This window comes from Polyangiaceae bacterium (assembly GCA_020633235.1).
Lineage (GTDB): Bacteria > Myxococcota_A > Polyangia > Polyangiales > Polyangiaceae > JACKEA01.
Map to the genome: position 1 here is coordinate 383093 of JACKEA010000003.1, position 25701 is coordinate 408793.

General features: G+C 67.7%; 20 protein-coding genes. 10 read left to right on the forward strand and 10 right to left on the reverse strand.

The window, feature by feature from the left end:
• The first annotated feature begins 517 nt into the window (after positions 1-517).
• Together H6717_18470 and H6717_18475 are read left to right on the forward strand one after the other, a co-directional pair.
• Positions 518-1615, forward strand: a complete 1098-nt coding sequence (locus H6717_18470) for a PEGA domain-containing protein (protein ID MCB9579021.1) — start codon at positions 518-520, stop codon at positions 1613-1615.
• A 34-nt stretch (positions 1616-1649) separates the two neighbouring features.
• The gene (locus H6717_18475) at positions 1650-3176 is read left to right on the forward strand and encodes a hypothetical protein (protein MCB9579022.1); all 1527 of its coding nucleotides are present in this window, start codon (positions 1650-1652) and stop codon (positions 3174-3176) included.
• Here H6717_18475 and H6717_18480 read toward each other — a convergent pair.
• Positions 3169-3582, reverse strand: coding sequence for a DUF559 domain-containing protein (locus tag H6717_18480; protein MCB9579023.1), 414 nt, complete (start codon positions 3580-3582; stop codon positions 3169-3171). The two genes, H6717_18475 and H6717_18480, sit on opposite strands and share 8 nt — an antisense overlap.
• Positions 3583-4011: 429 nt before the next feature.
• Here H6717_18480 and H6717_18485 point away from each other — a divergent pair, with 429 nt between their 5' ends.
• From H6717_18485 to H6717_18505, 5 genes are all read left to right on the forward strand, one after another.
• Entirely contained in the window at positions 4012-4710 is a 699-nt protein-coding gene (locus H6717_18485; protein MCB9579024.1) for a hypothetical protein, read from the forward strand.
• Between the two features lie 2 nt (positions 4711-4712).
• Positions 4713-5771, forward strand: a complete 1059-nt coding sequence (locus tag H6717_18490) for a PEGA domain-containing protein (GenBank protein MCB9579025.1) — start codon at positions 4713-4715, stop codon at positions 5769-5771.
• A gap of 30 nt (positions 5772-5801) precedes the next feature.
• Complete coding sequence (locus H6717_18495) at positions 5802-7328, forward strand: hypothetical protein (GenBank protein ID MCB9579026.1); 1527 nt, start codon at positions 5802-5804, stop codon at positions 7326-7328.
• A 665-nt stretch (positions 7329-7993) separates the two neighbouring features.
• Positions 7994-8956: a hypothetical protein gene (locus H6717_18500; protein ID MCB9579027.1), complete on the forward strand. Its 963-nt coding sequence runs from the start codon at positions 7994-7996 to the stop codon at positions 8954-8956.
• 131 nt (positions 8957-9087) lie between these two features.
• Positions 9088-10725 carry a serine/threonine protein kinase gene (locus H6717_18505; protein MCB9579028.1) on the forward strand — a complete coding sequence of 546 codons (1638 nt, stop codon included), beginning with the start codon at positions 9088-9090 and terminating at the stop codon, positions 10723-10725.
• Between the two features lie 204 nt (positions 10726-10929).
• On the opposite strand, the gene H6717_18510 is transcribed toward H6717_18505, so the two are convergent.
• From H6717_18510 to H6717_18520, 3 genes are all read right to left on the reverse strand, one after another.
• The gene (locus tag H6717_18510) at positions 10930-12171 is read right to left on the reverse strand and encodes a type II toxin-antitoxin system HipA family toxin (GenBank protein MCB9579029.1); all 1242 of its coding nucleotides are present in this window, start codon (positions 12169-12171) and stop codon (positions 10930-10932) included.
• The gene (locus tag H6717_18515; GenBank protein ID MCB9579030.1) at positions 12168-12308 is read right to left on the reverse strand and encodes a hypothetical protein; all 141 of its coding nucleotides are present in this window, start codon (positions 12306-12308) and stop codon (positions 12168-12170) included. Before H6717_18515 ends, H6717_18510 begins: the two co-directional genes overlap by 4 nt.
• A 63-nt stretch (positions 12309-12371) precedes the next feature.
• Positions 12372-15569 carry a hypothetical protein gene (locus tag H6717_18520; protein MCB9579031.1) on the reverse strand — a complete coding sequence of 1066 codons (3198 nt, stop codon included), beginning with the start codon at positions 15567-15569 and terminating at the stop codon, positions 12372-12374.
• Positions 15570-15862: 293 nt separating this feature from the next.
• Here H6717_18520 and yjjJ point away from each other — a divergent pair, with 293 nt between their 5' ends.
• Positions 15863-17218 carry a type II toxin-antitoxin system HipA family toxin YjjJ gene (gene yjjJ, locus H6717_18525; GenBank protein MCB9579032.1) on the forward strand — a complete coding sequence of 452 codons (1356 nt, stop codon included), beginning with the start codon at positions 15863-15865 and terminating at the stop codon, positions 17216-17218.
• 50 nt (positions 17219-17268) lie between these two features.
• Here the strand turns inward: yjjJ and H6717_18530 are convergent, their stop codons facing one another.
• Positions 17269-18405 (reverse strand): hypothetical protein, encoded by a 1137-nt coding sequence (locus H6717_18530; GenBank protein ID MCB9579033.1) that lies wholly within the window; start codon positions 18403-18405, stop codon positions 17269-17271.
• A gap of 92 nt (positions 18406-18497) precedes the next feature.
• Here H6717_18530 and H6717_18535 point away from each other — a divergent pair, with 92 nt between their 5' ends.
• Positions 18498-18914: a hypothetical protein gene (locus H6717_18535; protein MCB9579034.1), complete on the forward strand. Its 417-nt coding sequence runs from the start codon at positions 18498-18500 to the stop codon at positions 18912-18914.
• A 1-nt stretch (position 18915) separates the two neighbouring features.
• On the opposite strand, the gene H6717_18540 is transcribed toward H6717_18535, so the two are convergent.
• From H6717_18540 to H6717_18555, 4 genes are all read right to left on the reverse strand, one after another.
• Positions 18916-20094 (reverse strand): formylglycine-generating enzyme family protein, encoded by a 1179-nt coding sequence (locus tag H6717_18540; protein MCB9579035.1) that lies wholly within the window; start codon positions 20092-20094, stop codon positions 18916-18918.
• Positions 20091-21521: a sigma-54-dependent Fis family transcriptional regulator gene (locus tag H6717_18545; protein MCB9579036.1), complete on the reverse strand. Its 1431-nt coding sequence runs from the start codon at positions 21519-21521 to the stop codon at positions 20091-20093. Before H6717_18545 ends, H6717_18540 begins: the two co-directional genes overlap by 4 nt.
• 4 nt (positions 21522-21525) lie before the next feature.
• Positions 21526-22494 (reverse strand): FG-GAP repeat protein, encoded by a 969-nt coding sequence (locus tag H6717_18550; protein MCB9579037.1) that lies wholly within the window; start codon positions 22492-22494, stop codon positions 21526-21528.
• 281 nt (positions 22495-22775) lie between these two features.
• Complete coding sequence (locus H6717_18555; GenBank protein MCB9579038.1) at positions 22776-24422, reverse strand: PEGA domain-containing protein; 1647 nt, start codon at positions 24420-24422, stop codon at positions 22776-22778.
• Between the two features lie 169 nt (positions 24423-24591).
• On the opposite strand from H6717_18555, the gene H6717_18560 reads away from it, so the two are divergent.
• Positions 24592-25443 (forward strand): hypothetical protein, encoded by an 852-nt coding sequence (locus tag H6717_18560; protein ID MCB9579039.1) that lies wholly within the window; start codon positions 24592-24594, stop codon positions 25441-25443.
• On the opposite strand, the gene H6717_18565 is transcribed toward H6717_18560, so the two are convergent.
• Positions 25440-25688, reverse strand: coding sequence for a hypothetical protein (locus tag H6717_18565; GenBank protein ID MCB9579040.1), 249 nt, complete (start codon positions 25686-25688; stop codon positions 25440-25442). The genes H6717_18560 and H6717_18565 overlap by 4 nt on opposite strands.
• Between the last annotated feature and the right edge of the window lie 13 nt (positions 25689-25701).

Consider the following 25701-nt stretch of genomic DNA (forward strand, 5'->3'; position numbering starts at 1 on the left):
GGCTGGCGCGCAAGGCCGAGGCACCGCAGGCGGACGCATCCGAGGCCGACGATGTGCAACCCGACGACGCCACAGAGCCGGACGAGCCGGTGCCCGCACTTCCGGTGCGTTCGTCGCGACGCGGCGCCATCATTGTGGCAGCGCTGGTCGCAGCTGTGGTCGTGGGTTGGTTCGTGATGCGCTCGCGCAAGGCGCCGGAGATAGAGCGCGCGCCCAACGCGGTCACCACTCCGGCAGCGACGCCGCTGGCACTGACGACGTCACACACCCAATCGAGTCAAACGGGATCGGCTGCATCCGCGCCAGCGCCGGGTACCGAAACGCCGCAACCCGCTTCGACGATTGCGACGGCGACGCCGACGCCGACGGCTCCCATCCCGCCAGCTCCTCGGACAAGCGTACCGGGCGCCGGTTCTGCAAAAGCGCCAGCATCGCCTGCAACGGTCCCGCCCGCGGCCAAGTCTTCCCAAGCACCCGATCCAAACCAGCTGTTGTTCCCGCCCGGCACCAATTGATCATGAAGCTCTCGACGAATCTGCTTCGAGCGACAGCGCTCGCGACACTGTTGACTGCCTGGCCAATCGCGGTGGTTGCGCAGCCCGAGCCAGCTAGCGAGGAAAGCAAGAACGAACAAGCGGAGCGGCTTCTTCACGAGGCAGCGGCACTTGCCAAGAAGAACGACTGGGCGGGCGCGCGAAAGCTCCTCAAACAGTCTTTCCAACTAGTTCCGGCCTCCGAGACTGCAGCGAATCTCGGTCAGGCAGCGTATCGGCTCGGGGACCATGCCGAGGCCGCTGAGTACTTCTCATTCGCGCTGCGGACGCTCTCACCCTCCATTCCGGCGGCAAAGCGCAAAGCGATCGAGAAGATGCGCGACGCCGCAAAGCAAGAGGTCGGTGAGGTGGCAGTGTCCGTGGAGCCAGACGGGGCCGAAGTCAGCGTGGATGGCAGGGTGGTCGGCAAGGCCCCGCTTCCGGCACCAATCTATCTTTCCCCCGGAGACCATCAGTTAACGGCCACGTCGCACGGGTATGGCGACGTTGGCCGCATCGTCACCGCCAAGAAGGGCGAGCGCACCGAGGTGGAGGTGAAGCTCTTGTGGCAGGGCACTTCCACCGCGGGCACAGGCGGCGCGCCGGCGGGCACGGGCGGCGCAGCGAGCGGAAGCGGCGGCGCGACGAGCGGGACCGGTGGGGATGCCGGCACGGGTGGCGGCACGGATGATGGCGAGCGCAGCATGGTGCCGGTCTACGTCGCAGGTGGCGTTGCGGTCGTTGGCGTCGCCGCCGCCATCGGATTCGAGCTCGGCAGGAACTCGAACGCCGACGACGCATCAAAGCTCGCGCAAGTATTGGGCCCCAATGGGTGTGGCGCAGGCACGTCGCACGCAGCCGAATGCAGTCAGCTCCACGACAGCAACGTTGCGGCGAATCGCGACTCGAACCTCCGCAACGTGTCAGTGGGCATCGCTGGAGCAGGCATAGTGTTCGGAATCGCCTATCTGGTTTGGCCAAGGACCTCGTCGGCTGAACCATCCGCAAAGCGGCAAACGCTGACGGCGACGCCCATCGTTTCACCGAAGAGCACCGGCGTGTGGCTTTCGGGCAGTTTCTGACGGCTCAGTCTGTGAGCTCGGCGGGAGGACCAGGATGAATTCTCGAGCTTCGTTCCTTGTGTTGATGATGGTCGCTTCGGGGTCTGTTTCGTGTGTTGGCGATCCAACTTGCGAAGACGACCTGAACTGCGGCGCCTACCCGGGCGACTCCGGCACCGGTGGAACATCGGGCAGCGGCGGGACCGCCGGCACTTCCGGAAGTGGTGGCCAGGGCGGGCAAGCCGGCGTGGGCGGCGCCGCCGGCAGCGACGGTGGCAGCTGCGATACGACCAAGTCACCCACCGAAGAGAGCTGCCTCGTCGATGATCAATACGCGGTGTTCGTAGACGGCACCGCGTCCACGTCGGGTGACGGCAGCAAGGCGACGCCGTTCAAGACCATCGCCGAGGGCGTTGCCGCAGCCGGCAGCAAGCTCGTGCTCGTCTGCGACACGACCTACCCCGAGCACCTCTCCATCACCTCCGGCGTGAAGCTCTACGGCGGCTTCAAGTGTAGCGATTGGTCCCCAGACGCAGGACAGCGCGCCGTGGTCGCACCGACCACCGCCGGCTACGCCCTCGAGATCGACAGCGTCACCACCACCGTCGCCATCGCCGGCTTGGAGCTCGATGCCATGGATGGCGCCGCGGATGGCGAAAGCAGCATCGCCGCCTTCGTGCACGGCTCGAGCGATGTGCAACTCGACGGCGTGAAGCTCGTGGCAGGGAAGGGCAAAGCCGGCAAGAACGGCGTGCTCGCACCGTACACGTTCCCGACTCAGGCTCAACTGGACGGCAATGACGCCAGCGGATTGAGCGGTGGGGGCCTCAGGAACTACGACTGCCCTGGAGGCATCACGACCATTGGAGGCGCGGGCGGCGACGCCCCGACACCTGAGAACGGCAATCCCGGGCTCCCCGCTCTCGGCGGAGGAGAAGCAGGTCAGGCCGGACAGTCGTGCACCGGAAATCCTACGGGTGCAGGTCACGACGGCGCCGACGCCACGCCCCCCTCTCCCGCCGCCGGCGCCTCCAGCTCCGGCACTCTGACCTCCTCGGGCTGGTCCCCAACCACCGGCGCAAACGGCTCGCCCGGCGGTCCCGGCCAGGGCGGCGGGGGCGGCGCGTCCACCGCCAGCGGCGGCGGGGGTGGTGGCGGCTGCGGCGGCTGCGGCGGCGCCGGTGGTCCGGGCGGCGGCGGTGGTGGCGCGAGCATCGCGTTGCTCGTCGTGGACTCCACCGTCAGCGTCGACGCCATGTCCGAGCTCATCTCCTCCGCCGCGGGCGCCGGTGGCAAGGGTGCCGCGGGGCAAGGCGCTCAACCAGAGTTTGGCGGTGGCGGTGTCAAGTTCAGCACCGCGTGCAACGGCGGCAACGGCGGCAAGGGCGCTGCTGGCGCCTCCGGCGGCGGCGGCGCGGGCGGCGTCAGCGTGCCCGTGGTGTGGAAGGGCACGACCGCGCCCGCGATCGACTCGGGTGCCACCGTCACGCCTGGCACCAAGGGCGGCAAGGGCATCGGCGGCACCGCCGGCACCAACGACGGTGTGGACGGCATCGCGCAGGCGACGCTCCAGATCACTTGAGCGCCTGCCGAATCCGCGCGACAGCTTCCGGCAGCTGATGCACGACCAGGTCTGCGTCCAGGTGCAAGACGCGCCAGCCGGCGCGCACAATGTCCCGGTCCCGGCGCGCATCCGGCAGGGCCCGCCCGGCGTGGTAGCCGCCATCAACTTCCACGGCCAGCCGCACCTTGGGAGCCGCAAAGTCCACAATGTAGCGACCGATGACAAACTGCCGACGGAAGCCAACGCCCAGCCGCGAGCCGCGCAACGCTTGCCACAACTTGAGCTCGCTAAACGTGAGATGCTTGCGCATGAAATGGGCACGCTCGACGGCGAGAGAGTGAGCGCGGGGGTTCGGGGTGTGACGCATGAAGACCTCCTGTCCCGGCTCGCTGCCGGGCTTCGCCCCCCTGGGCGCAGGCTCCATGACGCGCCCGATGGACGACCTGGGAGACTCGCGCCGCCAGCGCCGACCTCGGTCGTGCTAGCGCCGGGGCGCGGCGGGGAGCGTGCGCCTCTCGGCGGAGCCCGGCAGCGAGCTGGGACAGGATCACGGCGGCACACCCCGCCCCGCGCGAACGACCCGAGCGACGTGCACTTGGCGCACGCTGCCACTGTGCACGCGGTGTCCGCTCACCGGACGGAGCACCCTCGATCCTACGACCTATCTCGTCGCCCAAGTGCAGACGGAACCACTTCCCCGGTCACCCAAACCCCTCAGCCCGGAACCACGTCACCGGCGCGGCCCCTCCCATTTGCGCGCAGGCCCCGCAGGGGCCGAGCACAAATTTGGGAGGGGCAAGCCGCGCGCAGGGCCCGAAGGGCCCGAGCACGGCGGGGGTGGGCATTCCTGACTTTGCGTGGGTTGAACGAGGGCGCGCCAGGCGCGGACGAGCCGCCGCCCAGCTCGGGCGCGCGTTCGGTGGTCATCGTTCCGGGGCCGGCGTCGGAACGCACGGCGCATCTCGGCAGCCCGGCCAAAGCGAACGCGCCCCAACCCGCCGCGGCACCCAAGAAGAACAGCGTGCCGCGCCTGCTCGCCGGCAACGTCACTCAGCCGCCCACGTGGCTGGCGCGCAAAGCCGAGGCACCGCAGGCGGACGCATCCGAGGCCGACGATGTGCAACCCGACGACGCCACAGAGCCGGACGAGCCGGTGCCCGCGCTTCCGGTGCGTTCGTCGCGCAGCGGCGCCATCATTGTGGCAGCGCTGGTCGCAGCTGTGGTCGTGGGTTGGTTCGTGATGCGATCGCGCAAGGCGCCGGAGATAGAGCGCGCGCCCAACGCGGTCACCACGCCGGCAGCGACGCCGCCCGTAGCAACGACGCCTACGACGACGGCCAAGACGGTCCCGCCCGAGACGGCAAGCGTCCAGGCGCCGGCCGCGCCAACCGCATCCGAGCCCACGGCAAAGCCGGCAGCGTCCGTGCCCCGACATCCGCAGCTCGCTCCGCCCGTCGTGGCCTCCGCTCACCCACCGGTCTCCCCTGCCGCCGCTTCTTCGACGCCCGCCACCGCCCCGGCATCTTCGAGCCCCTTCATCCGCCCGTTCTGACTATGCGAACACAGCTAGCTTCCCTCGCACTGCTACTCGGGTTCGCGGCCACCGCGCACGCCGATCCTCAGAATCCCACCAAAGCAGAGCGCGACCGCGCCCACGAGCTGTTCATGCAATCCAAGAAGCTCGACTGCGCGAAGGCCAGCCCGCTGTTGGAGGAAGCGTGGGCGCTTCATCACAGTGCGGATATCGCCGCGAACCTCGGCATGTGCGAGGCCGAAGCGTCCAAGTACCCCGAAGCAGCGACCCACCTTGCCTTCGCCGACGCTCACATCATGGCCAGCGCCACGAAGGACCAGCGTGAAAAGGTCAGCAACGCTCTCGCGCTCGTCAAGAAGCAGGTCGGCGAGGTCATGCTCTCAGTGCAGCCGGACGGCGCCGCCATCTCCGTCGACGGCAACCCAGTCGGCATCTCTCCCCTGCCGGCACCACTCTTCCTACCGCCAGGGGATCATCAGGTAAGAGCGACCGCTGACGGCTATGGCGATGTCGGCCGCATCGTCACTGCCAAGAAGGGCGAGCGCACGGAGGTCGCGATCGAGCTGCTGTTGCTGAGCGCGAGTGGAACAGGCGGCACGACGGCGGGCACTGGCGGTGCGCCGAGCGGCGCGGGTGGCACGCCGAGCGGCGGGGGGGACGCTGGCGCGGGCGGCGACACTGCTCCGACGACAGAGCGCAGCATGGTGCCGGTGTACGTGGCGGGCGGTGTTGCTGTGGTTGGAGTCGCTTCCGCGATTGGCTTCGAGCTCGCGCGGAGCTCTAATGCTGACGACGCCTCGAAGCTCGCAGACGTGTTGGGCCCGAACGGTTGCGGTGCGGGCACGCCACACGCGACGGAGTGCGCCCAGCTCCACGACAGCAACGTTGCGGCGAATCGCGACACCAATCTTCGCAATCTGTCGCTCGGAGTCGCCGGAGCCGGGGTCGTGTTCGGAATTGCTTACCTGCTTTGGCCAAGGAGCAGCTCATCCGAGCGAGCGGCGGCGCAGCGCTCGGTCGTTGCAACCCCCGTGGTTTCGTCAAAGGGCACTGGCGTGTGGCTTTCGGGAAGTTTCTGACGGCCCATGCGTGGCCGGCGGGAGGACCAGATGAATCTTCGTGTTTCATTGCTTGCGTTGACGATCGCCTCGTGCGCGTGTGTCTCTTGCGTCGGTGATCCGACCTGCGAGGAGGACATCAACTGTGGGGCCTACCCGGGCGACTCCGGCACCGGCGGCGCGTCGGGCACGGGAGGCAGCGGCGGCACCTCTGGTACCGGCGGCCAGGGCGGGCAGGCCGGCGTGGGCGGCACCGCCGGCAGCGACGGTGGCAGCTGCGACACGACGAAGTCACCCACCGAAGAGAGCTGCCTCGTCGATGATCAATACGCGGTGTTCGTAGACGGCACCGCGTCCACGTCGGGTGACGGCAGCAAGGCGACGCCGTTCAAGACCATCGCCGAGGGCGTCGCTGCCGCCGGCAGCAAGCTCGTGCTCGTGTGCAACACCAACTACCCCGAGCACCTCTCCATCACCTCTGGCGTGAAGCTGTACGGCGGTTTCAAGTGCAGCTACTGGTCCGCGGACGCGGGACAGCGCGCCGTCGTCGCACCGACGACGAGCGGCTACGCGCTCGAGGTCGACAGTGTCTCCGGTACGGTCGCCATCGACGGCTTGGAGCTCGATGCCATGGATGGCGCCGCGGATGGCGAAAGCAGCATCGCCGCCTTCGTGCACGGCTCGAGCGATGTACGTCTCGACGGCGTGAAGCTCGTGGCAGGTAAGGGCAAGGCCGGCAAGGCCGGCGTGGTAGTACCGTTCACGTTTCCGACCCAGGCCGAACTGGATGGCCACAACGCCACCGGGATCCCGGGGGGCACGGTCAATCCGTGCGACTGCCCGTCGGGGGCGCAGACTATTGGAGGCGCTGGTGGAAGCGCGCCCAGCCAGAGCGGTGGGAATGGCTCACCTGACCTTGGCGGTGGACAAGGTGGCACTGCGGGGTCGCCGACCGATTGCGGCAACGGCGGCACGGGAAAGACTGGCGCCAACGCCACGCCCCCCTCACCCGCCGCTGGCGCCTCGAGCTCCGGCACTCTGACGTCTTCTTCCGGCTGGTCGCCGACCTCCGGCTCCAACGGCACTGCTGGCGGTCCCGGCCAGGGCGGCGGCGGCGGCGCTTCGACCACAGCGGGCGGCGGGGGTGGCGGCGGCTGCGGCGGCTGCGGCGGCGCCGGTGGTCCGGGCGGCGGCGGTGGTGGCGCAAGCATCGCGTTGCTCGTCGTCGACTCCACCGTCTCCGTCGGCGCCACGTCCGAGCTCATCTCCTCCGCCGCGGGCGCCGGTGGCAAGGGTGCCGCGGGGCAAGGCGCTCAACCAGAGTTTGGCACGCACGGCAACGGTTCCGGTCCCGCGTGCGATGGCGGCAACGGCGGCAAAGGCGCTGCGGGCGCCTCCGGCGGCGGCGGCGCGGGCGGCATCAGTGTGCCCGTGGTCTGGAAGGGCACCACCGCTCCCGTGATCGCCTCGGGCGCCACGCTGACACCCGGCACCAAGGGCAGCAAGGGCGTTGGTGGCAGCGCCGGCACCAACGACGGCGTGGACGGCATCGCGCAGGCGACACTCGAGATCACGTGATGGCCTTGACCGTACCTACCGCAGCGCCTCCCGAATCCGCGCGACAGCTTCCGGGAGCTGGTGCACCACAAGCTCTGCATCCAAGTGCAACAGCCGCCAGCCACCACGGGCGATGTCCCGGTCCCCGCGTGCATCCGGCGGGGCGCGCTCAGCGTGACCGCCGCCGTGAACGTCAACGGTGCTACAGGTCCGGTCAGGTGATCGCGCAGAAATCGGCTGTCCGCCTTGGCCTGGATCAGCTTGGACAACACATGGCTCTACCCACCAAGTCGTTGCAGGACGAAGTTTTTCGCACGGCAGTACGTTGCTGCAGGAGCACATACGCCAGCATCCTGCTTTGTTTCGCGACCGGTTTCGCGGCAACCGCGTGCGGATCTTCTTCGAGCGACTGTGACTCGACGAGGACTTGTGGAGGCGGTCAGTCGGGTACAGATGCTGGAGGCGGGTCGGGCGGCTCGAGCGGCGACTCGGGTGTGGCGGGCAGCAGCGGAAATGGCGCCGCCGACGCGGGCTGCCCCCACACGTTGTGCGGCAGTAGTTGCGTGGACACGCAGACCAGCGCGTCGAACTGTGGAAGCTGTGGAAATGCCTGTGCAACCGGTGCGACCTGCCAAAGCGGGGCCTGTGTCTGCCCGGGCGGAGAAGCCGCGTGTTCTGGTGTCTGCGTGGACGCCAACGCGAACGCCGACAACTGCGGCCGCTGCGGACACTCCTGTCTGGGTGGAAGCTGTGTCGGGGGCAAGTGCCAGCCGGTGGTCCTTGCTGCCGACGAGTACGAGATCGACGGCATGGTCACCGATTCCAGCTTCGTCTACTGGACCAGCTACCACAAGCAGCACGTCATGCGCTGCGCTCTCCCGAGTTGTGCAGGTGGACCTCAAGAGCTCGCAAAGACCGTCGGCCCTGCGATCGGTATCGCGGTAGACGCGAGCCACGTGTACTGGTCAGACTGGGGCAAGACCTCGGGGACCATCGACAAGTGCGACCCCTCAAACTGCGCTGCGTCCATGGCCAACATCGCAACCGCCCAGCAGAAGCCGAATGATCTTGTTGTAACCAACACGAACGCGTACTGGGACTCATACGAAGGGGGCTACGTCCGCTCCTGTTCGCTGGGTTGCACCGCGTCGACTGGGCAGGCCGTCGCAACCAGTCAGAGCCAACTATTCGGTCTGGTGCTCGCGGATGGCGCGCTCTACTGGATCGTAGGCAATCTGGCGGCGAACGGCGCCATCAACTACTGTCCGCTGAGCGGCTGCAACGCCTCCTCTCCACCGTCGCTGGTGGCGGGCATCGGAAAGCCAAGTGGACTCGCAGCTGATTCGAGCAACATCTACTGGTCTAGTCAGTCGGCACAGCAAATCCTCGAGTGCAACCTGCCAGACTGCTCAAACGGCGCGACAGCTCTCGCGGCAGGACAGGCGGGCGTGAACGCAATCGCTGTCGATGCTTCGGGTTTGTACTGGACTCTGGGCACGGCTGGCGAGATTGCGTCCTGCACGCTGCCCAGCTGCAAGACCATCACGACTGTCGCGTCCAGTTTGACGACGCCGAGAACAATCGCGCTTTCGAAAGAAGCGATATTCGTCTCGGAAGGGGGCAGCTTGACGATGATAGCAAAACCGTAGGGGCAAAGCGTCTGCCAGGGCGGCCCTTGCGCCGCGGACGGCAAGCGCGCGGTTCGCCCAGGTGACGAGCCGCAAAGGCCAACGCGGCCGCGAGGTTCCGCGGCGTCCCGGCAAACCCAAGCGGGAACGCGGTGTGTTACCGTCGGCGCGTGCTGTGCGCGGCGTGCTCGGAAGAAGTCGAGGGGACGCCGGATGCGTGCCCGCGCTGCGGGGCGAAGCCGCTGCTCGACGGGCGCTACCGGCTGGAGACAGCGCTCGGGCACGGCGCGTTCGGGGTGACGTACCGGGCAACGCGCGTGAGCGACGAGCTTTCCGTGTGCGTGAAGGAGCTCCTCGTGCGGCGCATGGGATCCTTCGCCGCGGAGGAGCGCTTCCAGCGCGAAGCGAAGGTCCTGGAGCAGCTCGAGCACCCGCAGATCCCCCGCTACGTGGACGACTTCGTGTCCGGCGAGGGCAAGACCCTCGCGCTCTACCTGGTGCAGGAGCTGGTGGAGGGCGAGAGTCTGGCGCAAGAGCTCGAGCATCATCGCTACGACGAACGCGAGGTGCTCGCCGTGGTGGCGGAGGTGGCGGACGCGCTCGCTTACTTGCACGAGCTGAGTCCGCCGGTGATCCATCGCGACCTCAAGCCCGCCAACGTGATGCGGCGGCGCGACGGCGGACAGCTGGTGCTCGTGGATTTCGGCTCGGTGAAGGAGTCTCTGCGCGAAGGCAGCGCGAGTAGCGCCGTCGGAACGTTCGGGTACATGGCGCCGGAGCAGCTGCATGGGCGAGCCACGGCCGCCACGGACGTGTATGGCCTGGGCGCGCTCGCCATCGCGCTCTTGTCGCGTCGCGATCCGGCGGAGCTGCTCACGGAAGACGGCGAGCTCGGCTGGCGGAGCGCCGTGAACGTGGGTCGGCGAGCGCACGCGCTGCTCGCCAGCATGCTGGACCCGAAGCTCGCCCGCAGGGCCGGCAACGCGCGGCGGATCGCCGAGACGGCGCGAGACATCCTGGAAGCGAAGGAAGAGCCGAAGCCCGAGAGCGCGGAGCGCGCGCCGGATCCGCTGCGGTCCCGCAGTCGCGCGGAGCCGCCCCCCACGTCCCGGCGCACGGCGCTGCTCGGCGGCGTGGGCCTCGCGGTCGTGATCGGCGGCCTGATCTTCACCGCTCTCCGGGAGCGCCCGGCGCGGGTTCCTCGGGGCCTCGCGGGCGTGGAGTTCGGCATGACCGAGGCCATGGTACAGGCGAAGATCCCGGAGCTGGCTCCCGCGCCGAAGCCGATCGCGATCGGCGTCGATGGCGTGGACCGCGCCCCGCCGGCGCTACGCGGGCGCACCCTGGTGTTCGACGAGCCCGCGACCTGCACTTTCAGCTTCGCGGTGGAAGGCACGCTCTCCAAGATCGACTGCATCGTGGATCCGCTGCCCAACCGCGAGAGTCACGATCGCACGCTGCGAAAGCTGCTCGTCACCATCCGCAAGCTGTACGACACCGAGAGCTCCGTCACCGGCCAGACCTGGACCTGGAAGAACGACGAGGCACGGCTTTCGGTGCGGAGCGACTTCGAAGAGCGCAGCGCCATTGGCATGCCCTCGGTGCCGCGTTCGGTGATCGAAATCGGCAACACCTGGTCCGAGCACGTGGCAGCGGAGGCCCAGCGCTTCCGCGAGGAGCGCGATGCACAAGCGCAAGAGCGCTTGAAGGACGACGCGCGACGCGCTCGCGAGCGCGCCGCCGAAGCCGAGCGCCTCCGCCGCCTGCAGCACGACGCGGCGCCGCAGTAGTCACGGATCGGGGGTAGTCCAACGTGGGGTCCACGCCGGTGCTGATCTTCTCGACGGCCTTCACCTCGCCCTCCACGAAAGAAAGGAGCGGTCTTACGCGTAGCAAGCCGGCGATCCACGCGCGCAAGGCGGTGGCACGCCCTCGTCTGGGGACAGATTCGACCCGGGACTGGTGAGGATCAGCACGGTAGAAATGTACGCCGACTAGCCGCGGCCGAACACGCTGCGCAGCGTCCAGGCACAGCGGTCGGCAATGCTTTCCTCGAAGCGGCCGAGCGCCTGGTTGTCGCCGAATTCGTCCGCAAACCGTTGGCGGACGTTGCGGGCCAACTGCGGCAGCCGCTCAGCGAGCGCCTGCAGGCGCGAGAGCATGCTCTTGGGCGGCACGCCCAACGCCTTGGCGAAGGTGTTCCAATCGTGCTTCGTGATCTGCTCGGGCAGGTTGTTCCCTCCCACGTAGAACGCGAGCTTGCGATCGAAGTGAAGACCCAAGCGGTTCAGATGCTCGATGCACGCCAGGTCGTAGAGCGGCGATAGCCGCGGCGCCCGCGTCTCGGGATGGTAGAGCAGCGCAAGGTTCTTCGCGTGCCCATCGGAGTTCCCTGCAAGGTAGTTGAAGATCTGCCAATCCCGGAGCGCCGCGACGTCCCGCACCGGATCCGAGGAGTGCCTTCGGATCCGCTCGCTCACCAGGCCGAGATCCGGGCCCCCGTGCTCTTGGTATTTCAAGGTCGCGGAGAGCCCCAGGGCCTGCATCATGTCTTCCTGGTGCAGGCGAAACAGCGTTCCGTGGCCGTCACGGCCGCGGTCGTATCGCTCGATCTCGAGATAGGGCCCTTCGGGGTGTGCGCGGTACCGAACACGCGGAACATTCAGTCCGAGCTCTCGCGCCAGCTCGTTAGCGGCGTGCTCCGCGAAGCACACCCAGCGCATCGACTCGAACTTCAGGATGTGACTGGAAGGGTGCTGCGCCGTCGGGAGCCGCATGCCATCTGCGTCGAGGATGACGGCAACCTTGTCCTGCGCTCCGGCCAGGGAGAAACGGATCCGCTCGGACGAGGTGGGCAGTGCTTGCCCACGCGTTGCGACGAGACGCGCGAGGTCTTCCTCCGTCATCGTGACCGGAGCGGCCGTCTCATCGTGTCCCTCTCCTTCGGGCAACACCGCGAGGGCACCGGCGCAATCGCGCCCAATGGCGAGCAACAGCGCCGCGTCGTCGCTCTCCGGCAATCCGTACTGGCGACAAATGCGCTGACGCGCGAGGCCTTCGGGCAAGAGCCCCGAGAAGAACGCTTCGCCGTCCATCTCGCCCTCGGACAGCGGCAGGCTGAGGGAAATGGCGAAGCCTGACGAAAGCCAGTCGGCGTCGTACGTGAAGCGGAGAGCCCCGCTCAGAACGCCAACGGGAGTCTGCCCGTGCCAAACCGTTGCGCGGCGAGGGGTCATCCCAGCTTCTTCAGCGCTTGCAGCACGCGCTCCGCCTGGCCGCGCGGCAGCACCACCAAGTCGAGGCCGAGACTCTCCAGCGCGCGCAGCGCCCTACTGATGGAGGCGTGCTCCTTGCCGCGCTCGAACTCCGACATGAACCGGGTCGTCAGCCCCGTGGTTTCGTACACGTCGGCCAATGTGAGGCCGCGCCGCGTTCCTCACTGAGGGACCTGTCCGCAGGTGATCTTCTCGTCCGCGGCGTCCTTGTTGTTGCCGTCGTTGCACTCCGGGATCTGGTTCAGCGGATCCACCACTGCCCAGATCAGGACGCTGAGCCCTTGGGGGAACGACGTCATCGTCGGGTTGAGGGTCACATTGGTGCTCGGGGCGATGGGCCCGGCGATGGTCTCGTCGTGGATGGGCTTACCGCCCGCGGACGGATCGCCGGCGTAGTAGCGCACCAGCACGTTCTGCGCGGGGGCCGAGCCGTCGTTGTACACCGTGGTCGGCACCTTGGGCTGAGGCCCCGGTGGGCAGCCGGTGGGCTTGCCGATCTCGACACGCAGATCCGGCTCTTGCCCGCTCGCAACCACGTCCTTCTCGAGCTCGTTGTTGGTCTCGTTGCACTCGCGGGCCTGGTCGCCGTCGTCCACGATGACCTTGATCTTGTCCGGCAGAACGCCGGGGCTGTTGTTCGCCGCGTCGTAGCTGGCCGTGAGCAAGATCACGTCTCCCGGCTCCAAGCTGTTGGTGAGCGTCACCGTGAGCGGCACGGACCCGGGAGCGTTCAGCGGCTCGCTGAGGGCGGGGTTGTTCCAGGTTCCGTGGAAGCTCACCACGATGCCCGGCCCCACGCGCAGGTCGCCAATGTTGGCGATCTGCACGGAGATCTCGAGCTTGTTCGAGAGCTGCCCGCACACCGCATCGGGCGACGAAACCTGGATCGCCTGCACTTCGAGATCCGGCGCCACACCGAAGGAGCGCGGATTCGAGCGATAGGTGTTGTAGAGGCGCCCGTTGTACGGCTTCCAGCTCTCCGGCTCGAACTTGGGGATGGCGCCGGACTCCGTCACGTTGGTCACGTGGTAGGCGTGCTGGTTCCACATCCGCCGAGCGCTCACCCACAGGTCGCTCTTGTCGCCCCACACCTCCACGCCGGCGTTGTACTGCGAATCCTGGTTGGCGGAGCAGAAGCCGCTCTCCGTGGTGGTCGCGAACACGATCTCCGCGTTGCCGTCGTTGTCCACGTCCGCCACCACCGGGTACTCGATGCGCGTGCGGCTCTCGCTGGGCTCCTGGAAGTACACCGAGCCGTCCAGCCCGTCGTAGACCCGGAAGTAGCACTCGTCGTTGTAGATCACCTCCGCGGCGCCGTCGCCGTTGAAGTCGAACACGCTGGAGCCGGTCACACGGCTGGAGTCGTCCTCCGTCAGCCGGCGCCAACCGTTCTGCAAGCACACGCAGGCGCTGGTGGACTCGTTGCAGGCGAACTTGCTGGTGTCGCCGCAGTCCGAGTCCTGAGTGCAGCTAGCGCTGGGCGGCGTGCGCGGCTTGTTGGTGTTGGAGTCGTTCACTCCGGTCCACACCGGGCACTCCGTCGCCGTGGCCTGCAGGTCCATCATGACGTAGGCGGCGGCAAAGGCGCTGCCCACTTCCGGGAAGCCGTCCCCGTCGAAGTCGTCCACGTTGGGCGGGCCGCCGTTGTTGCCGGCGTTCAGGTTCATGTTGATGCGCTGCGTGCCGTCCTGGCCGTTGAACACCATCAGCCGGCCGTTGGAGATGGTGATCACCTCCGCCACGCCATCCAACGGGTTGTTCGGTCCGGGCGCCTTGGTCTGGTCCGCGCCCAAGATGTCCGCCACCGCGCAAAAGCCTTCCACGGAAGGCACGTTGCCGGAGCCGTTCACCGTCTGGGCGTTCCACACCAAGGTCAGCTTGCCGTCGCACCAGTCCTTGGCCTCCCCGGTCTCGCTGCCGCTGCAGTCCGCGCGCTTCTTCACGCCGGCGGGTGCTACCGGGTACTTGTACAGGACATTGCCCGCGACGATCTCCTGGCGACTGTCGCCCACCAGGTTCGCCACGCAGGACACCGGGCCCTGCCCGTTGGTGCCGTTCGCGCTCGAGCCCTGGAAGCGGTCCAGCACCTGGAGCTTGCCGTTCGTGTCCTTCTCCAGGGTGAACACGTTGCGCCCCACGACGATCTCCGCAAAGCCGTCGTTGTCCAAGTTCGCCAAGGAGGGCCCAGGGTTCGCGCCGCCCAAGGAGTAGTTCGGGCTGGTGGAGATCAACTGCCCGGTGTTGTCGTAGATCGCGATGCCGTCACTCTCCGTGATGCCCACGATCTCCGGCACGCCGTCGTAGTCCAAATCTCCCACGGCGATGCTGGCGGTGGAGTCCAGCGTGGCGTTGCCGCAGGCGCAGGACACGCTCAGCGGGTCGCCCTCTTGCCACAACGTGCTCCCACAGCTGGCAAAGTAGTCCTTGCCCTTGTTGGGGCCGCCGCCGTGGATGGCGCGCAGCACGCCGTTGCTGGTGAAGTCGTGGTTGCAGAAGGTGCTGAAGATGATCTCTGGGAAATCTCGCTCGTCGATCAGGCCGTCGCCGTTGTCGTCGTCCAGGTTGGCGACCACCGGCACCATCACCACCTGGGTGGAGTCCTCGAAGGGGCTGCCCGTGGCCTTGGGATTGGCGAAGGTGCCGCCCCAGGTGATCTCGTTCTGCGGCAGCACGTTGGCGAAGGGCTCCGGCGGCAGCTTGCAGGTCGGCTCGACGCCCGTGCCTTCGCAGCGCCCGGCCTCGCAATCGGTGTAGGCCGGGCAATCCCAGTCGTCCTCGCAAGGGCAGCTCGCGTCCCCGTTGCCGGGATCCTTGCACGTGCTCGTGTAATACGGCGAGCCGCTCTGGCAGCTGTACTTGGTGGCAGTGCCGCTGCCGTTCTGCGCGCACTCCAACAGGCTCTGGCCTTGGCACTGGGTCTCGCCGGGCGTGCAGGTGTCGTCCTTGCACACGGTGCCGTCGCAGTACTGCGCCTCGGGGCAGTCCACGTCGTCCTTGCAGCCGTTGTCCTCGCAGTAGGCCCCGCCGTCCACTACGACGCACTTCTGCGTTGCGCTGCATCCGAGCGTCCCGCAGTCGTTCGGAACGCAGGTAGCCGCTCCGCCCACGATCTCGCAGTGCTGTGCTTTGTCGCACGCCGTCAGGGAGCAAGGATCGGCGTCCGTCGGTCCGCCGTCGCCGCCGTCCGGCAAGATGATCCCGCCGCCGGTACCGCTGGTCCCGCTGGTGCCGGAGTCTGCGGCGCCTCCCCCCGCGCCGCCCGTTCCCGGCGTTGCCACTTGCGGATCGCCGCCACAACCGTTGGCGATCACGATGCACAAACCTACGCCGGCGAGCCCCAGAGCAACCGATAGCCGCATCTTCCAATCATAGCTTTTGTTGGTCCGCCGCGGCCACGCCCCGGTCCGCTCGTCCGACAAACGTCACGTGCCGCCCCTGCACGTCTCCGACGCGGCGCCCACCGAATCGTCACATTCTCGCGTTCGCGTTCGCGTTCGCGTTCGCGTTCGCGTTCGCGTCCCGCCCCGCTCGATGCTCGGTCCAGCCCCGACGAAGTCACATTTTTACTATGCTAATAGTGCGACACATTCGCCACCAATAGCCATATTTTCGCAGATTATGCGCTTAATTTTCTATGCTATTTTGATCCAACATGCCGCGCAACGCGAAGCTGGATCGAGACCTGATTTGGGCGCAGATGCGCCAGTCCCTGCTTCGTGGTCCGACGTCAGCGGCAGTGCTGGCGCGCACGTCGAGGATTTCGCAATCGAGCGTCTCACGGGTGATCGCGGAGCGTGGCGAGTTGGTGCGGATCGGCCGAAGGCGCAACGCACGCTACGCACTTCGCCGCCACGCAGTGGACGTGACTCAACCGCTACCGATCTACGCAATCGGAGAAGACGGAACAGCACGGCAATTGGCACTCCTGCATCTGATCTATCCGCAGGCCTGCTACTTCGAAGCACTGGACACCGACGTACCGGCAGCGGTTTTCGGAGACTTGCCCTATTTCCTTCACGACCTTCGTCCTTCGGGGTTCTTGGGGCGACTCGTACCAGAGCAGCATCCGGAGCTCCGCTTGCCGCCCGACGTGCGCCACTGGTCGGCCGAACAGACCCTCGGCTACCTCTCGAAGTACGGCTGGGACGTGCCGGGCAACATCATCGTGGGGGACGGCGCGTTGACGCTCTACAATCGGCGTTCCCCAGCGACCCACGCCGTCGAGCTCGGCAAACGGCGTCGGCGCTATCCGACCTTCGCTGATGACGTGCTGGGCGCTACTCCACCAGGCTCGTCGGCGGGTGGAGAGCAGCCAAAGTTCCTTGTAACGCTGCTCCCGGAGCGGACGGCTGCGCTGGTGAAATTCTCACCGGTCACGGACAACGTGGTAGGCCGCCGCTACGCCGACCTGCTGGTCGCCGAGCACGTCGCGCACGAGACGCTTCGGCACGCGGGTCACGCAGCGGCACGGTCGGAAGTGCTGGAAGCAGGAGGGCGCTTGTTTCTCGAAGTTCTCCGCTTCGATCGAACTGCCCATGGTGGACGCCGAGGCCTTCTCTCGCTCGAGGCATTGGATGCGGAGTTCGTAGGCAAAGGAACGACCTGGAGCGAGATCGCGCGAGCGCTTTGGGAGCAAGGGCACCTCGACGAGGGCGCCCTCTACGAAATCGAGTGGAGAGAGCAGTTTGGTCGCTGGATCGGCAACACGGACATGCACCCCGGCAATCTCTCCCTATTCACGGAAAGGCTACGCCCCGTGGGACTTGCTCCGGTCTACGACATGGTTCCGATGCACTATGTCCCTCGACAAGGAAATGTCCTCACCCAACCGCTGAGCTTCACTCGGCCGCTGCCGCCTCTGGTCGAAGCCTGGCTGGACGCAGGACGCGTCGCACTCGAGTTCTGGAATGCACTGGCGCGACACCCGCGTGGCTCCGATGTGTTTCGGAGCGTTGCCCGCGAGAACGCGGTTGCCGTCGCAAAGACGCTCGAGAGCGCGACGCGCTAGCGACGGGCGCGACGGGGCTCGCGCCGGGCCAACATCCCCCGAAAAACCCTTCAGTCGCTGCCGTACACGCGCTTCTGGGTCTTGTAGTTCCAGACCGAGAGCCAGGTGGGGCCGCCCACGGCCACCAGCGGCTCCTTGGGAGCGATGGCCACGGCGCGGTTCTTCGTGATCTGCTCGACCCAATCCTCGCCGTCTCCGGGGGCCTTGCTCAGGGGGAGCTCTTGCTCCATCAGCTGCTTGCCGTCGGCGTCCACCACGCGCAGAGCGAAGTGGCGCTTCTTGTCGCTGCGCTCGAGACGCAGGATGGCGATGGCGGTGTTGCTGGTGGCGACGTCGTAGGCGCTCGGCAGCGTGAGGCTTCGCACCACCTGGCCCTTGCCGCCGGCAATGCCGAGCAGCTCGAACGTGCCGCCCTCCCGTGCGACCCACACCTGGTCGATGCGGCGGGTGGTGAGCAGCCGCCACACCCCCGGCCCCTCCGGCAAGGAGACGTTCTCTGCCCGGCCGCCGGGGAAGAAGCGGCGAAGCCCCTTCTTCGTGGTGTACAGGAAGGAGCCGTCCTTCAGCGCGGTGAAGGCCTTCAGGTCGAAGTCTTTCAGCTCGATGAAATCGAGAGTGTTCAGCTTGCCGTCATCCTCGATTTCGTAGCCGTACAGCGTGGGGTCGAACCCATGCAGCACCCACATCCTGCGCTCCTTTCGCAAGTCCGGAAACAGCACGGACTCGGGGAACAGCGGGATGCGACTGGTGCGGGTGACCTCGTTCTTGCGGGGCGCCAGCGTGGTCACGTCGTCCTTGCTGGCGGCGAGCACGCTACCGTCCGCGAGGCCGATCACCCGTCGCGGTTCCAGCTCGGGTACCTTGGCGATCTCCTTCCAGCTCTTGGTGTCGCGCACCACCAGAGCGTCGCTGGTGAGCACCGCCAAGCGGCCGTGAACGAAGGCGACACGCTCGGCGGGAACTCGCCGCGCGTTGAGCTCGAGCTTGTCGCTGCGGAGCTCGGAGAGCACCTTGCGAGCCGCACCTCCATCGAGCGCGCCGGCATCGATGCGAGCAAGGGGAGACACCTCGGCGCTGGCGCTGGGGCGGGCCAGGAGATCGTCCTTGTCCGGACGCTTGGGCTCGTCGTCGCAAGCGAGGACGGCGAAAGAAAGGAGCACGGGGAGCAAGGCGCGAGCGCTGGCCACGGTGAAGCGAGCCTACGCACGAGATCGGCGATGTCCAGGCGAAGCCGCGCGAAAGGCGTGACACTCCTCGTATCTCGGTGTACTTGCGGCGCATGCGGGCGGTCGTGGCGCTCCTCTTCTCCCTGAGTATCGTGGGCTGCGGCCGCATCGAGCGGACGAGCGAGTGCCGTTCCTTCGCCAAGACCGTCAATGCGGAGCTGGACGAGCTGGCGCCCCTCGTGGACGCGGGCACGGACGGCGGCAAGAACGACGCCGATCTCGCCAAGCGCTACGCCGCCCTGGCGGAGAAGATCCGCGGCTTCAAGTTCTCGGAGCCCGCCGCGGACAAGACCAAGACGGAGTACGCGGATCTGATGCAGGACACCTCGAAGGCCCTCGAGGCTCGGGCGCACGCAGAAAAGGCCGGCGACCGCACCGCGGTGCTGCGCACGCGAACGACGTTCGCGCAGATCCAACGGCGTGAGAAGATGCTGGTGGCGCGGCTCGATTCCCAGTGCGAGTCGCCCTGAGCTACTTCTTCTTTTTCTTCTTCTTCTTGGGCTTCGGAACGCGGCGCTCTTTGGGGCCCACGCTGACGCGCCCCCAGACGTAGGCCACCAGACGCCGAAAGCTTCCGAGGTCGTCACCACCGAACAGCCAGATGTCCCGCGCGTCCGTGTCCGTGTGGAGCATCGGCGCCCAGTGACCGCTCGAAACCCAGGCGAGGACCTTGGGGTGATCGAGCACCATGCGCACGACGACCACGCCGCAAGCGGGGCTTTCGCCGAGGCCGGAGCAGCCCCCGAACAGCCGCAGCTCCTCGTTGCCGATGGGACGCCAGATCCAAGCGCGCTCGGCACGAAACGGCTGCTGCTTGAGATCGGCTTCCGCCTCCTCGGGAAGCGCCGCCGCCACTTGCTTCACCAGCGCCTTGTCCCAGGTCGCGAGGGCCGAAAGCTGCTTGCCCTTCACGACGTCGAGCACCACCTCCGCTTCGTTCTTGTCGCCCGCACAGCAACGGAAACCGATGGTGCCGTTCTTGGTGGAGGGCGGGCGCCCCATGGCGTTGGCGCAGCGGCCCACCAACTCCCCCGCGGGGGCGTTGCCTCCCCGCAGCGTGGCCAAGTCCCCCTCCACTCCGCGTCCCCAGTTGCTGCTGGTCCACTCCCAGATGCCACCGTGCATGTCGGACACGCCGAACTCGCTCTCGCAGCCCACGGCCAGGCCGCTGGGGCGGAGCTTGGGCGGCGCGCCGGTCTTGCAGCGATCGGGACGATAGGTGTTGCCGTACTCGTACGCGAAGTTGCTCGGCCCCTTGCACGCCCGCTCCCATTCGAGCTCGCTGCACAAGCGCTTGCCGCTTTCGGCGCATAGTCCCGCTGCTTGATCCCGCGTGACGCCGGAGTGCGGGATGGCGCCCTCTTCGTTCGGGAACGGAAATTCGTCGATGTAGAAGCCGTGCAGGATGACCTGCTCGCCCGGCATTTCCTCGTCCGCGATACGCGGCAAGCGATCCGGCGGTGTTCCGGCCACCAGCGCGCCCTTCGGGATCCACACCATGCCCTTTTTGGGTGGGGGCGGCGGTGCCGGCGGGCCGAGGGAGGCGCTCGGAGCGGCCGACGCTGGCGGCGCCGTACCCGCAGACTTTTTCTCGTCGCGACAGCCGACCGCCGCGAGCAAGAGCACGATGAGCGTGGCTCGACGCCTCACGGTTCGATTCGTTCGTCCTTCTCCCGGAGCCCGAGCTCCTTCATCTTGAGCTGCAGGCCCTTGCGCGAGATCTTCAGCAGACGCGCCGCGTGGGTCACGTTGCCACCCGTCTGCTCGAGCGCCTTGTGAATCAGCTGGCGCTCCAGGCGGCTCATGGCGGCCTTCACCTGCTCCTTCAAGCCATCCGCTCCGGGGGCGGCGGCGTCTTCGGTCTCGGGCTCGCTGTCGTCCACCGGCAGCTTGGTCACCTCGGTGCCGCGCACGTCGGGTGGCAGGTCGGAGGCGACGATGGTGCCGCCGTCGCAGAATAGAACGGCGCGTTCCACCACGTTCTCGAGCTCGCGAATGTTCCCCGGCCAGGGATAGGTCTCCAGGGTCTTGGCCGTCTCCTCGTCGAAACGCTCCACCTTCTTCTTCAATCGCGCGTTGAACTTCTCCACGAAGTGCTGAGCGAGAAGCTGAATGTCCTCCTCCCGCTCTCGCAGGGACGGCAATCGGATCGGCACCACGTTCAAGCGGTAATAGAGGTCCTCGCGAAACGCTCCGCTCGCGATCTCCTTCTTGAGGTCGCTGTTGGTGGCCGCCACCAGCCGCACGTCCACGCGAATGGTCTTGATGCCCCCCACTCGCTCGAACTCGCTCTCCTGGAGCGCGCGCAGGAGCTTCACCTGCATCTCCACGGGGATGGAGCCGATCTCGTCCAAGAACAGCGTGCCGCCGCTGGCCAGCTCGAAGCGCCCGGGCTTGGAGCCGACGGCGCCAGTGAAGGCGCCCCGCTCGTAACCGAACAGCTCGCTCTCCATCAGGTCCCGGGGAATGGCCGCGCAGTTCACCTTGATGAAAGGCTTGTCCCGGCGCGAAGAGTTCTCGTGCAGCGCCCGCGCGACGAGCTCCTTGCCGGTACCACTCTCTCCGGTGATCAGAACCGTGGTGGGCGTGTCCGCGACGCGGCCGATGATGTCGTAGATGGCTCGGATGCCCGGGCTCTGCCCGATGATGCCGTAGCGGGCTCCGCCGCTGTCCACCGGCCGCGTCGCTTCGGCGGACGACAGGTCGCGAGAGCGGAGCGCCTTCCTCACGATGGCGCGGACCTCCGCTTGATCGAACGGCTTCGTGATGTAGTCGAAGGCGCCGGTCTTCAGGGCCTCCACGGCGTTGTCCACCGTACCGTGGGCCGTGATCATCACCACCGGCAGGGAATCGTCGATCTCCATCGCTCGACGAAGCAGCTCCATGCCGTCCACTTTCGGCATGCGCAGGTCCGTGATCACGAGATCGATGTGGTTGTCCCGCAATAGATCGAGCCCGCGCTGGCCGTCTTCGGCCATGTGCACGTCGTAGCCGTCGCGCTCGAGCTGAGCGGACAGCACACGGCGGAGGTTGGGCTCGTCATCCACGACCAGAATCTGTTTGCGTTCGGGGAGCATGTCTTCACTTGCAGCGGCTGCCCCGCTTGGCGGCGGGCAGGAGCTTGGAACAGTAGAACACGGCGGCCTTACCGCCGCTGCCACCGGCGACCAACAAATCCCGATCCGCCTGGTGCGCCATCACCAAAGACGTGCCCAGACGGTCGGAAGACTCGGCAGAAGCGATGAAACGCGCCTCGGTGAGGCGCTCGGGGTACTGACCTTCCGCGTCGAAGGTGAGCACCGCTCCGCCGCTGCCCTCGCCGCGCACGGACATCCCCGGAGCGCCCACGAAGACCTCCCCGTCCCCGTCGCCATCGATGTCGCCCACGGCCAAGGCGGCGCCGAAGTCCGAACCGCCGCAGCCCTGGAGATCCGCCGTGCTTCGGCATGCGAGGGTCACCAGATCCTGAACCGGAACGCAGCTGGACGGGTCCGTGAGCTGCGCGAGCACCGCACCGGAGATCACGTGCACCTGCTCGCCGTCGGCCACCACCAGATCCTCGCTGCCATCGCCGTCCACGCGTCCGGCAGCCAGGGTGCGACCGAACCCCACGGGCCCCGAGAGGCAGGCGCTGGCGGCGCCGGTGGCGTCGAACAACCACACGTGCGCCTGCTCCGGCGCCCCCACCGCGAAGCCACCCGCGCGCGCGGCGATCGCCGCGCCAAAGCTCGCGTCCGAAGTCGTGGGCGTGAGCTCCGCCGGCGTGAGGGAACCCGGCGCGTAGAACCACGCGTGCCCCGCCGCGCTGGCGATCAACGCCGGCAACGGGCTCGCGTCCGACGCGAGTCGCAGGTCGTCTTCGGCGGGATCGAAGCTGACGCCCGCCGGCAACGCCAGCGTGTATTCGAACGGCGTCGCCGCTTCCTCGTCGCAACGGACCAGGATGCCGGTCCCGGAGATGGAGCTCGGCGTGTATCCCGTCGCGAAGCAAGAGCTTCGCTGGCTGGCAGGGGCCTGCGCACCGGAGAGCCCGGCGATGCTCTTCGCCATGAAGCAGCCCTGGCCACAGTGCGCGGCGTCCAGCGAGTCCGTGGCCGGGGACTGGCCGTCGCCCAGGCTGAACAACGCTGCGCCGTTGGCGCCCCGCGCCGCGCCACCCACCAACACGAGAACGCGACCTTCGGCGCTCACGGTGGCGAGGGACGCCCCGAAACCGTGCACGTTTCCCGGCGCGTTCAACAGCACGACGGGCGCGTCGTCCTGAACGTCGTCGAAGCGCGACCAAGAGCAGCCCGACAGCAGCAGCGCGACGACCGCGATACGGCGATGCATCAGAACCGCCCTCCGATGAACAGGCCGCCGCCCGCTGGCCCCAGCGCGGGCGTGAGGTCGAAGCTCGGTCCGGCGAGCTGACGGCGACGCCGGAGCGCGGCGGCCTTGCGCGACGGCGCGCCGAACTCCACGGGTCGGTCCACGTGCGCCCCGGAGTCCGGCAGTGGGTCCTTGATGAAGTTCACGGTGGCGAGCACCGCCAGCACACCGCCGATGGCGAAGCCCGCATCCGCCCCGATCGCGAACAGGCGACCGCGCTTGATGCGCTCGTCGTCGGACTCCAGGACGCCCGCCTTGCGATCCGCCTCCAGCTCCGAGTGCAGCTGGTTCGACTTGATGCCGAGATAGGTCCCGGCGCCGATGAACGCGGCGCCGATGATGGCCTGGGTCCACGCCGCACCCCGGGGATAGGTCGGGATCATCTCCGCGTGGACGGGCAAGGTCTGGCCCTTCGGTACCTTCACCATGCCGTCGTACGTCTTGTAACCATCGGCGCGGATCACCAGATGGTGGTCACCCGCGTCCTGCTTGGTCTCCAGGGGCACCTCTCCGCTGCGCCAGACGCCCACGGCCTTGCCGTCCACCTCCACCTTGATCTCGGGAGCGTTGGCGTTGATGCGCAGGTAGCCGAAGCCGACCCGCACCAGCTTCACGGTGAGGTCCACCTCCTGGGCTTGCTTGACCTCCACCTTGCGGAACAGCGGCTGGAACCCCGGCGCTTCCACCAGCACCGTGTGCTCCCCGCGAGCGACGAGCTCGCCGTGCGGCGAGCGGCCCCAGCGGGGGCGCTTGCGATCCTTGTCGTCCAAGCGGATCTCCGCGCCTTCCACGTTGGCCGTGACGCGCAGAAATCCCATGAAGTCGCCCTGCGACAAGTTCGCTCGAAAGTGGAACACGCGCCCGGGCTCGATACGAATGGCGGTGTCCGTCGGGTTGAAGTCGCGATAGCGATCGATGACGAGGTGATAGTCCCCCACATCGAGGCTCAGGCTCACGGGCGAGGGGCGGCTCACCACCTCACGCCAGCCCGAGTTTTCCGCTCCCCGCCGGAAGGGTGCCGCGGAGTCGCGTGTCTTCTCGAACAGATGGATCGGCGCGCCCGGGGGCTCGGTCTCCACGATCACGAGAGACTTCATGTTGGCGGTGATGTCTGGAGGGAGCGTGGGGACGGGAGGGGGCAGCGCCGCGCCGCCATCGCCGGCTCCGGCGTCGCCGAGCCCACCGTCCCCTGCGTCCCCCGCCCCCGCATCTCCGAGGGTCGGCGGCGGAGTCGGGGCGCGCGCCGCCGAGAGCTTCGCGATGCGCTCCTCGACCTTGGCCCGGTCCGGGGCGGAGGGGTCGGCTGCCACGTAGGCGCGAAACTTGGTGATGGCGTCGTCCAGACGGCCGAGCTTCTGGTAGGCGACCCCGGCGTTGAACAGGAAGGCGGGATAGGGGTTGTCGGCGTAGCCCTGCTCGAAGACCTTGGCGGCAGCTTCGTAGTCGCCGGCGACGAACAGCCCTTGCCCCTTTTCCATCTGACCGCGAATCGTCTCCAGGCGTCGGGCGTCGAGCACCTTGCCCCCTTGCGCGGTCGCCGCCGCGGGCACGAGCAGGGCGGCGGTAACGAGCACCAGCCACGCGATCCATCGCCTGATGACCCTCACGGCAAAAGAACATGGCCCCGATCCGCCGCCGCCGACAAGCACCGACTTGTGTCGGACGAAAACCCGGGATTCCGGTGCATTTTCTGGTGACCGCCGGCGGTTTGGTTCCTTGCCTGCGCTCGCGATATGCTATCCGCCATCCACCTCGGGAAAGGGGTAGGGTTCTTCCATGCGTGCATTCCTTTGCTCGGCCGTCGTGGGTGTCACCGTGGCGTGGTCGCCGCTGGCCGCCGCCGGCGAATCGCCGCCGGCGCCGTACCCCGAGTGCAGCCGACAGCCCACCGACGTGGAGGTGTCTGCCGCGAAGGGGGCGTTTCAAGCCGGACAGGCGTCGTTCAACGAAGCGGACTACGACCGCGCCATCACCTACTGGGAGGACGCCTACCGGCGGGACTGCACGGCGCACGCTTTGCTCTTGAACTTGGCGCGAGCCTACGAGCTCAACAACCAAGAGCAGCACGCGGTCAATTCTCTCGAGACGTACCTCGCGCGCAACCCGAGCTCGCCGCAGCGAGACCAAATTGCGCGTCGCATCGAGGTGCTGAAGGACAAGCTCGCCAAGCAGGAGGCGAGCGCCACCCCAACCCCCACTCCCGGCGGCCCTTCGGGCTCGCCGGGGAACGGCAGCGAAGGGGCCAAGCCGGGCTCGCCGCCCGCGGAAGACACCGGCGGCGGCAAACGCTCCATCGTGCCGCTATTCGTGGCCGGCGGTGGCGGCGCCATCGCCATCGTGGGCGGCATCCTGTACCTGAATGCTGCGAGCGATGTCTCGGCGGCGGAAGACGCGTGCGGCGGCCGCAAGTGCCCGCCGGGGAATCCCGCGATCCAGGAAGGCAACGACGCCCGCAGCCGCCAGACGGTGGCGGCCATCGTGACGGTCGGCGGATTGGCCGTGGCGGGAGGCGGGCTCGCCTGGTACTTCCTTCAGAAGCCGGAAGGCGAGAAGCAGGCACGCCAGACCATCGTCGCCCCCAGCGTGGCGCCCGGCTTCGCGGGTCTCAATCTGAGCGGCAGTTTCTAGCGCCGTGTGCCCCAGGTGCTCTTTGCAGGAGCACCTGGCCCTACACCGTCGTCTCCCAGGTCGTCGCTCTCCGGAGTTTCCTCGTCGGAGCCCTGATACACGACGCTCGAGCTCGGCCCCGCGTCAGCGCCGCCAGTGAGGGTGGCCCGAGCCGGCTCGATGGGGAACGGCGTCTCGCTCGCGGAGCCGCCACAAGCCGAGGACAGGCACGCGATCACGAGAGGAACGACGAACGAAGCTCGCATGGGCTCCGCTTCG

What these genes read in the sequence shown, in the direction of transcription:
- H6717_18490 (MCB9579025.1), top strand. Translation starts at nt 4,713, where the DNA reads ATGCGAACACAGCTAGCTTCCCTCGCACTGCTACTCGGGTTCGCGGCC.
- H6717_18550 (MCB9579037.1), bottom strand. Translation starts at nt 22,494, where the DNA reads ATGGCGAAGAGCATCGCCGGGCTCTCCGGTGCGCAGGCCCCTGCCAGC.
- yjjJ (MCB9579032.1), top strand. Translation starts at nt 15,863, where the DNA reads ATGCCGCGCAACGCGAAGCTGGATCGAGACCTGATTTGGGCGCAGATG.
- H6717_18495 (MCB9579026.1), top strand. Translation starts at nt 5,802, where the DNA reads ATGAATCTTCGTGTTTCATTGCTTGCGTTGACGATCGCCTCGTGCGCG.
- H6717_18545 (MCB9579036.1), bottom strand. Translation starts at nt 21,521, where the DNA reads ATGCTCCCCGAACGCAAACAGATTCTGGTCGTGGATGACGAGCCCAAC.
- H6717_18475 (MCB9579022.1), top strand. Translation starts at nt 1,650, where the DNA reads ATGAATTCTCGAGCTTCGTTCCTTGTGTTGATGATGGTCGCTTCGGGG.
- H6717_18470 (MCB9579021.1), top strand. Translation starts at nt 518, where the DNA reads ATGAAGCTCTCGACGAATCTGCTTCGAGCGACAGCGCTCGCGACACTG.
- H6717_18510 (MCB9579029.1), bottom strand. Translation starts at nt 12,171, where the DNA reads ATGACCCCTCGCCGCGCAACGGTTTGGCACGGGCAGACTCCCGTTGGC.
- H6717_18560 (MCB9579039.1), top strand. Translation starts at nt 24,592, where the DNA reads ATGCGTGCATTCCTTTGCTCGGCCGTCGTGGGTGTCACCGTGGCGTGG.
- H6717_18520 (MCB9579031.1), bottom strand. Translation starts at nt 15,569, where the DNA reads ATGCGGCTATCGGTTGCTCTGGGGCTCGCCGGCGTAGGTTTGTGCATC.
- H6717_18565 (MCB9579040.1), bottom strand. Translation starts at nt 25,688, where the DNA reads ATGCGAGCTTCGTTCGTCGTTCCTCTCGTGATCGCGTGCCTGTCCTCG.
- H6717_18535 (MCB9579034.1), top strand. Translation starts at nt 18,498, where the DNA reads ATGCGGGCGGTCGTGGCGCTCCTCTTCTCCCTGAGTATCGTGGGCTGC.
- H6717_18480 (MCB9579023.1), bottom strand. Translation starts at nt 3,582, where the DNA reads ATGGAGCCTGCGCCCAGGGGGGCGAAGCCCGGCAGCGAGCCGGGACAG.
- H6717_18515 (MCB9579030.1), bottom strand. Translation starts at nt 12,308, where the DNA reads ATGTCGGAGTTCGAGCGCGGCAAGGAGCACGCCTCCATCAGTAGGGCG.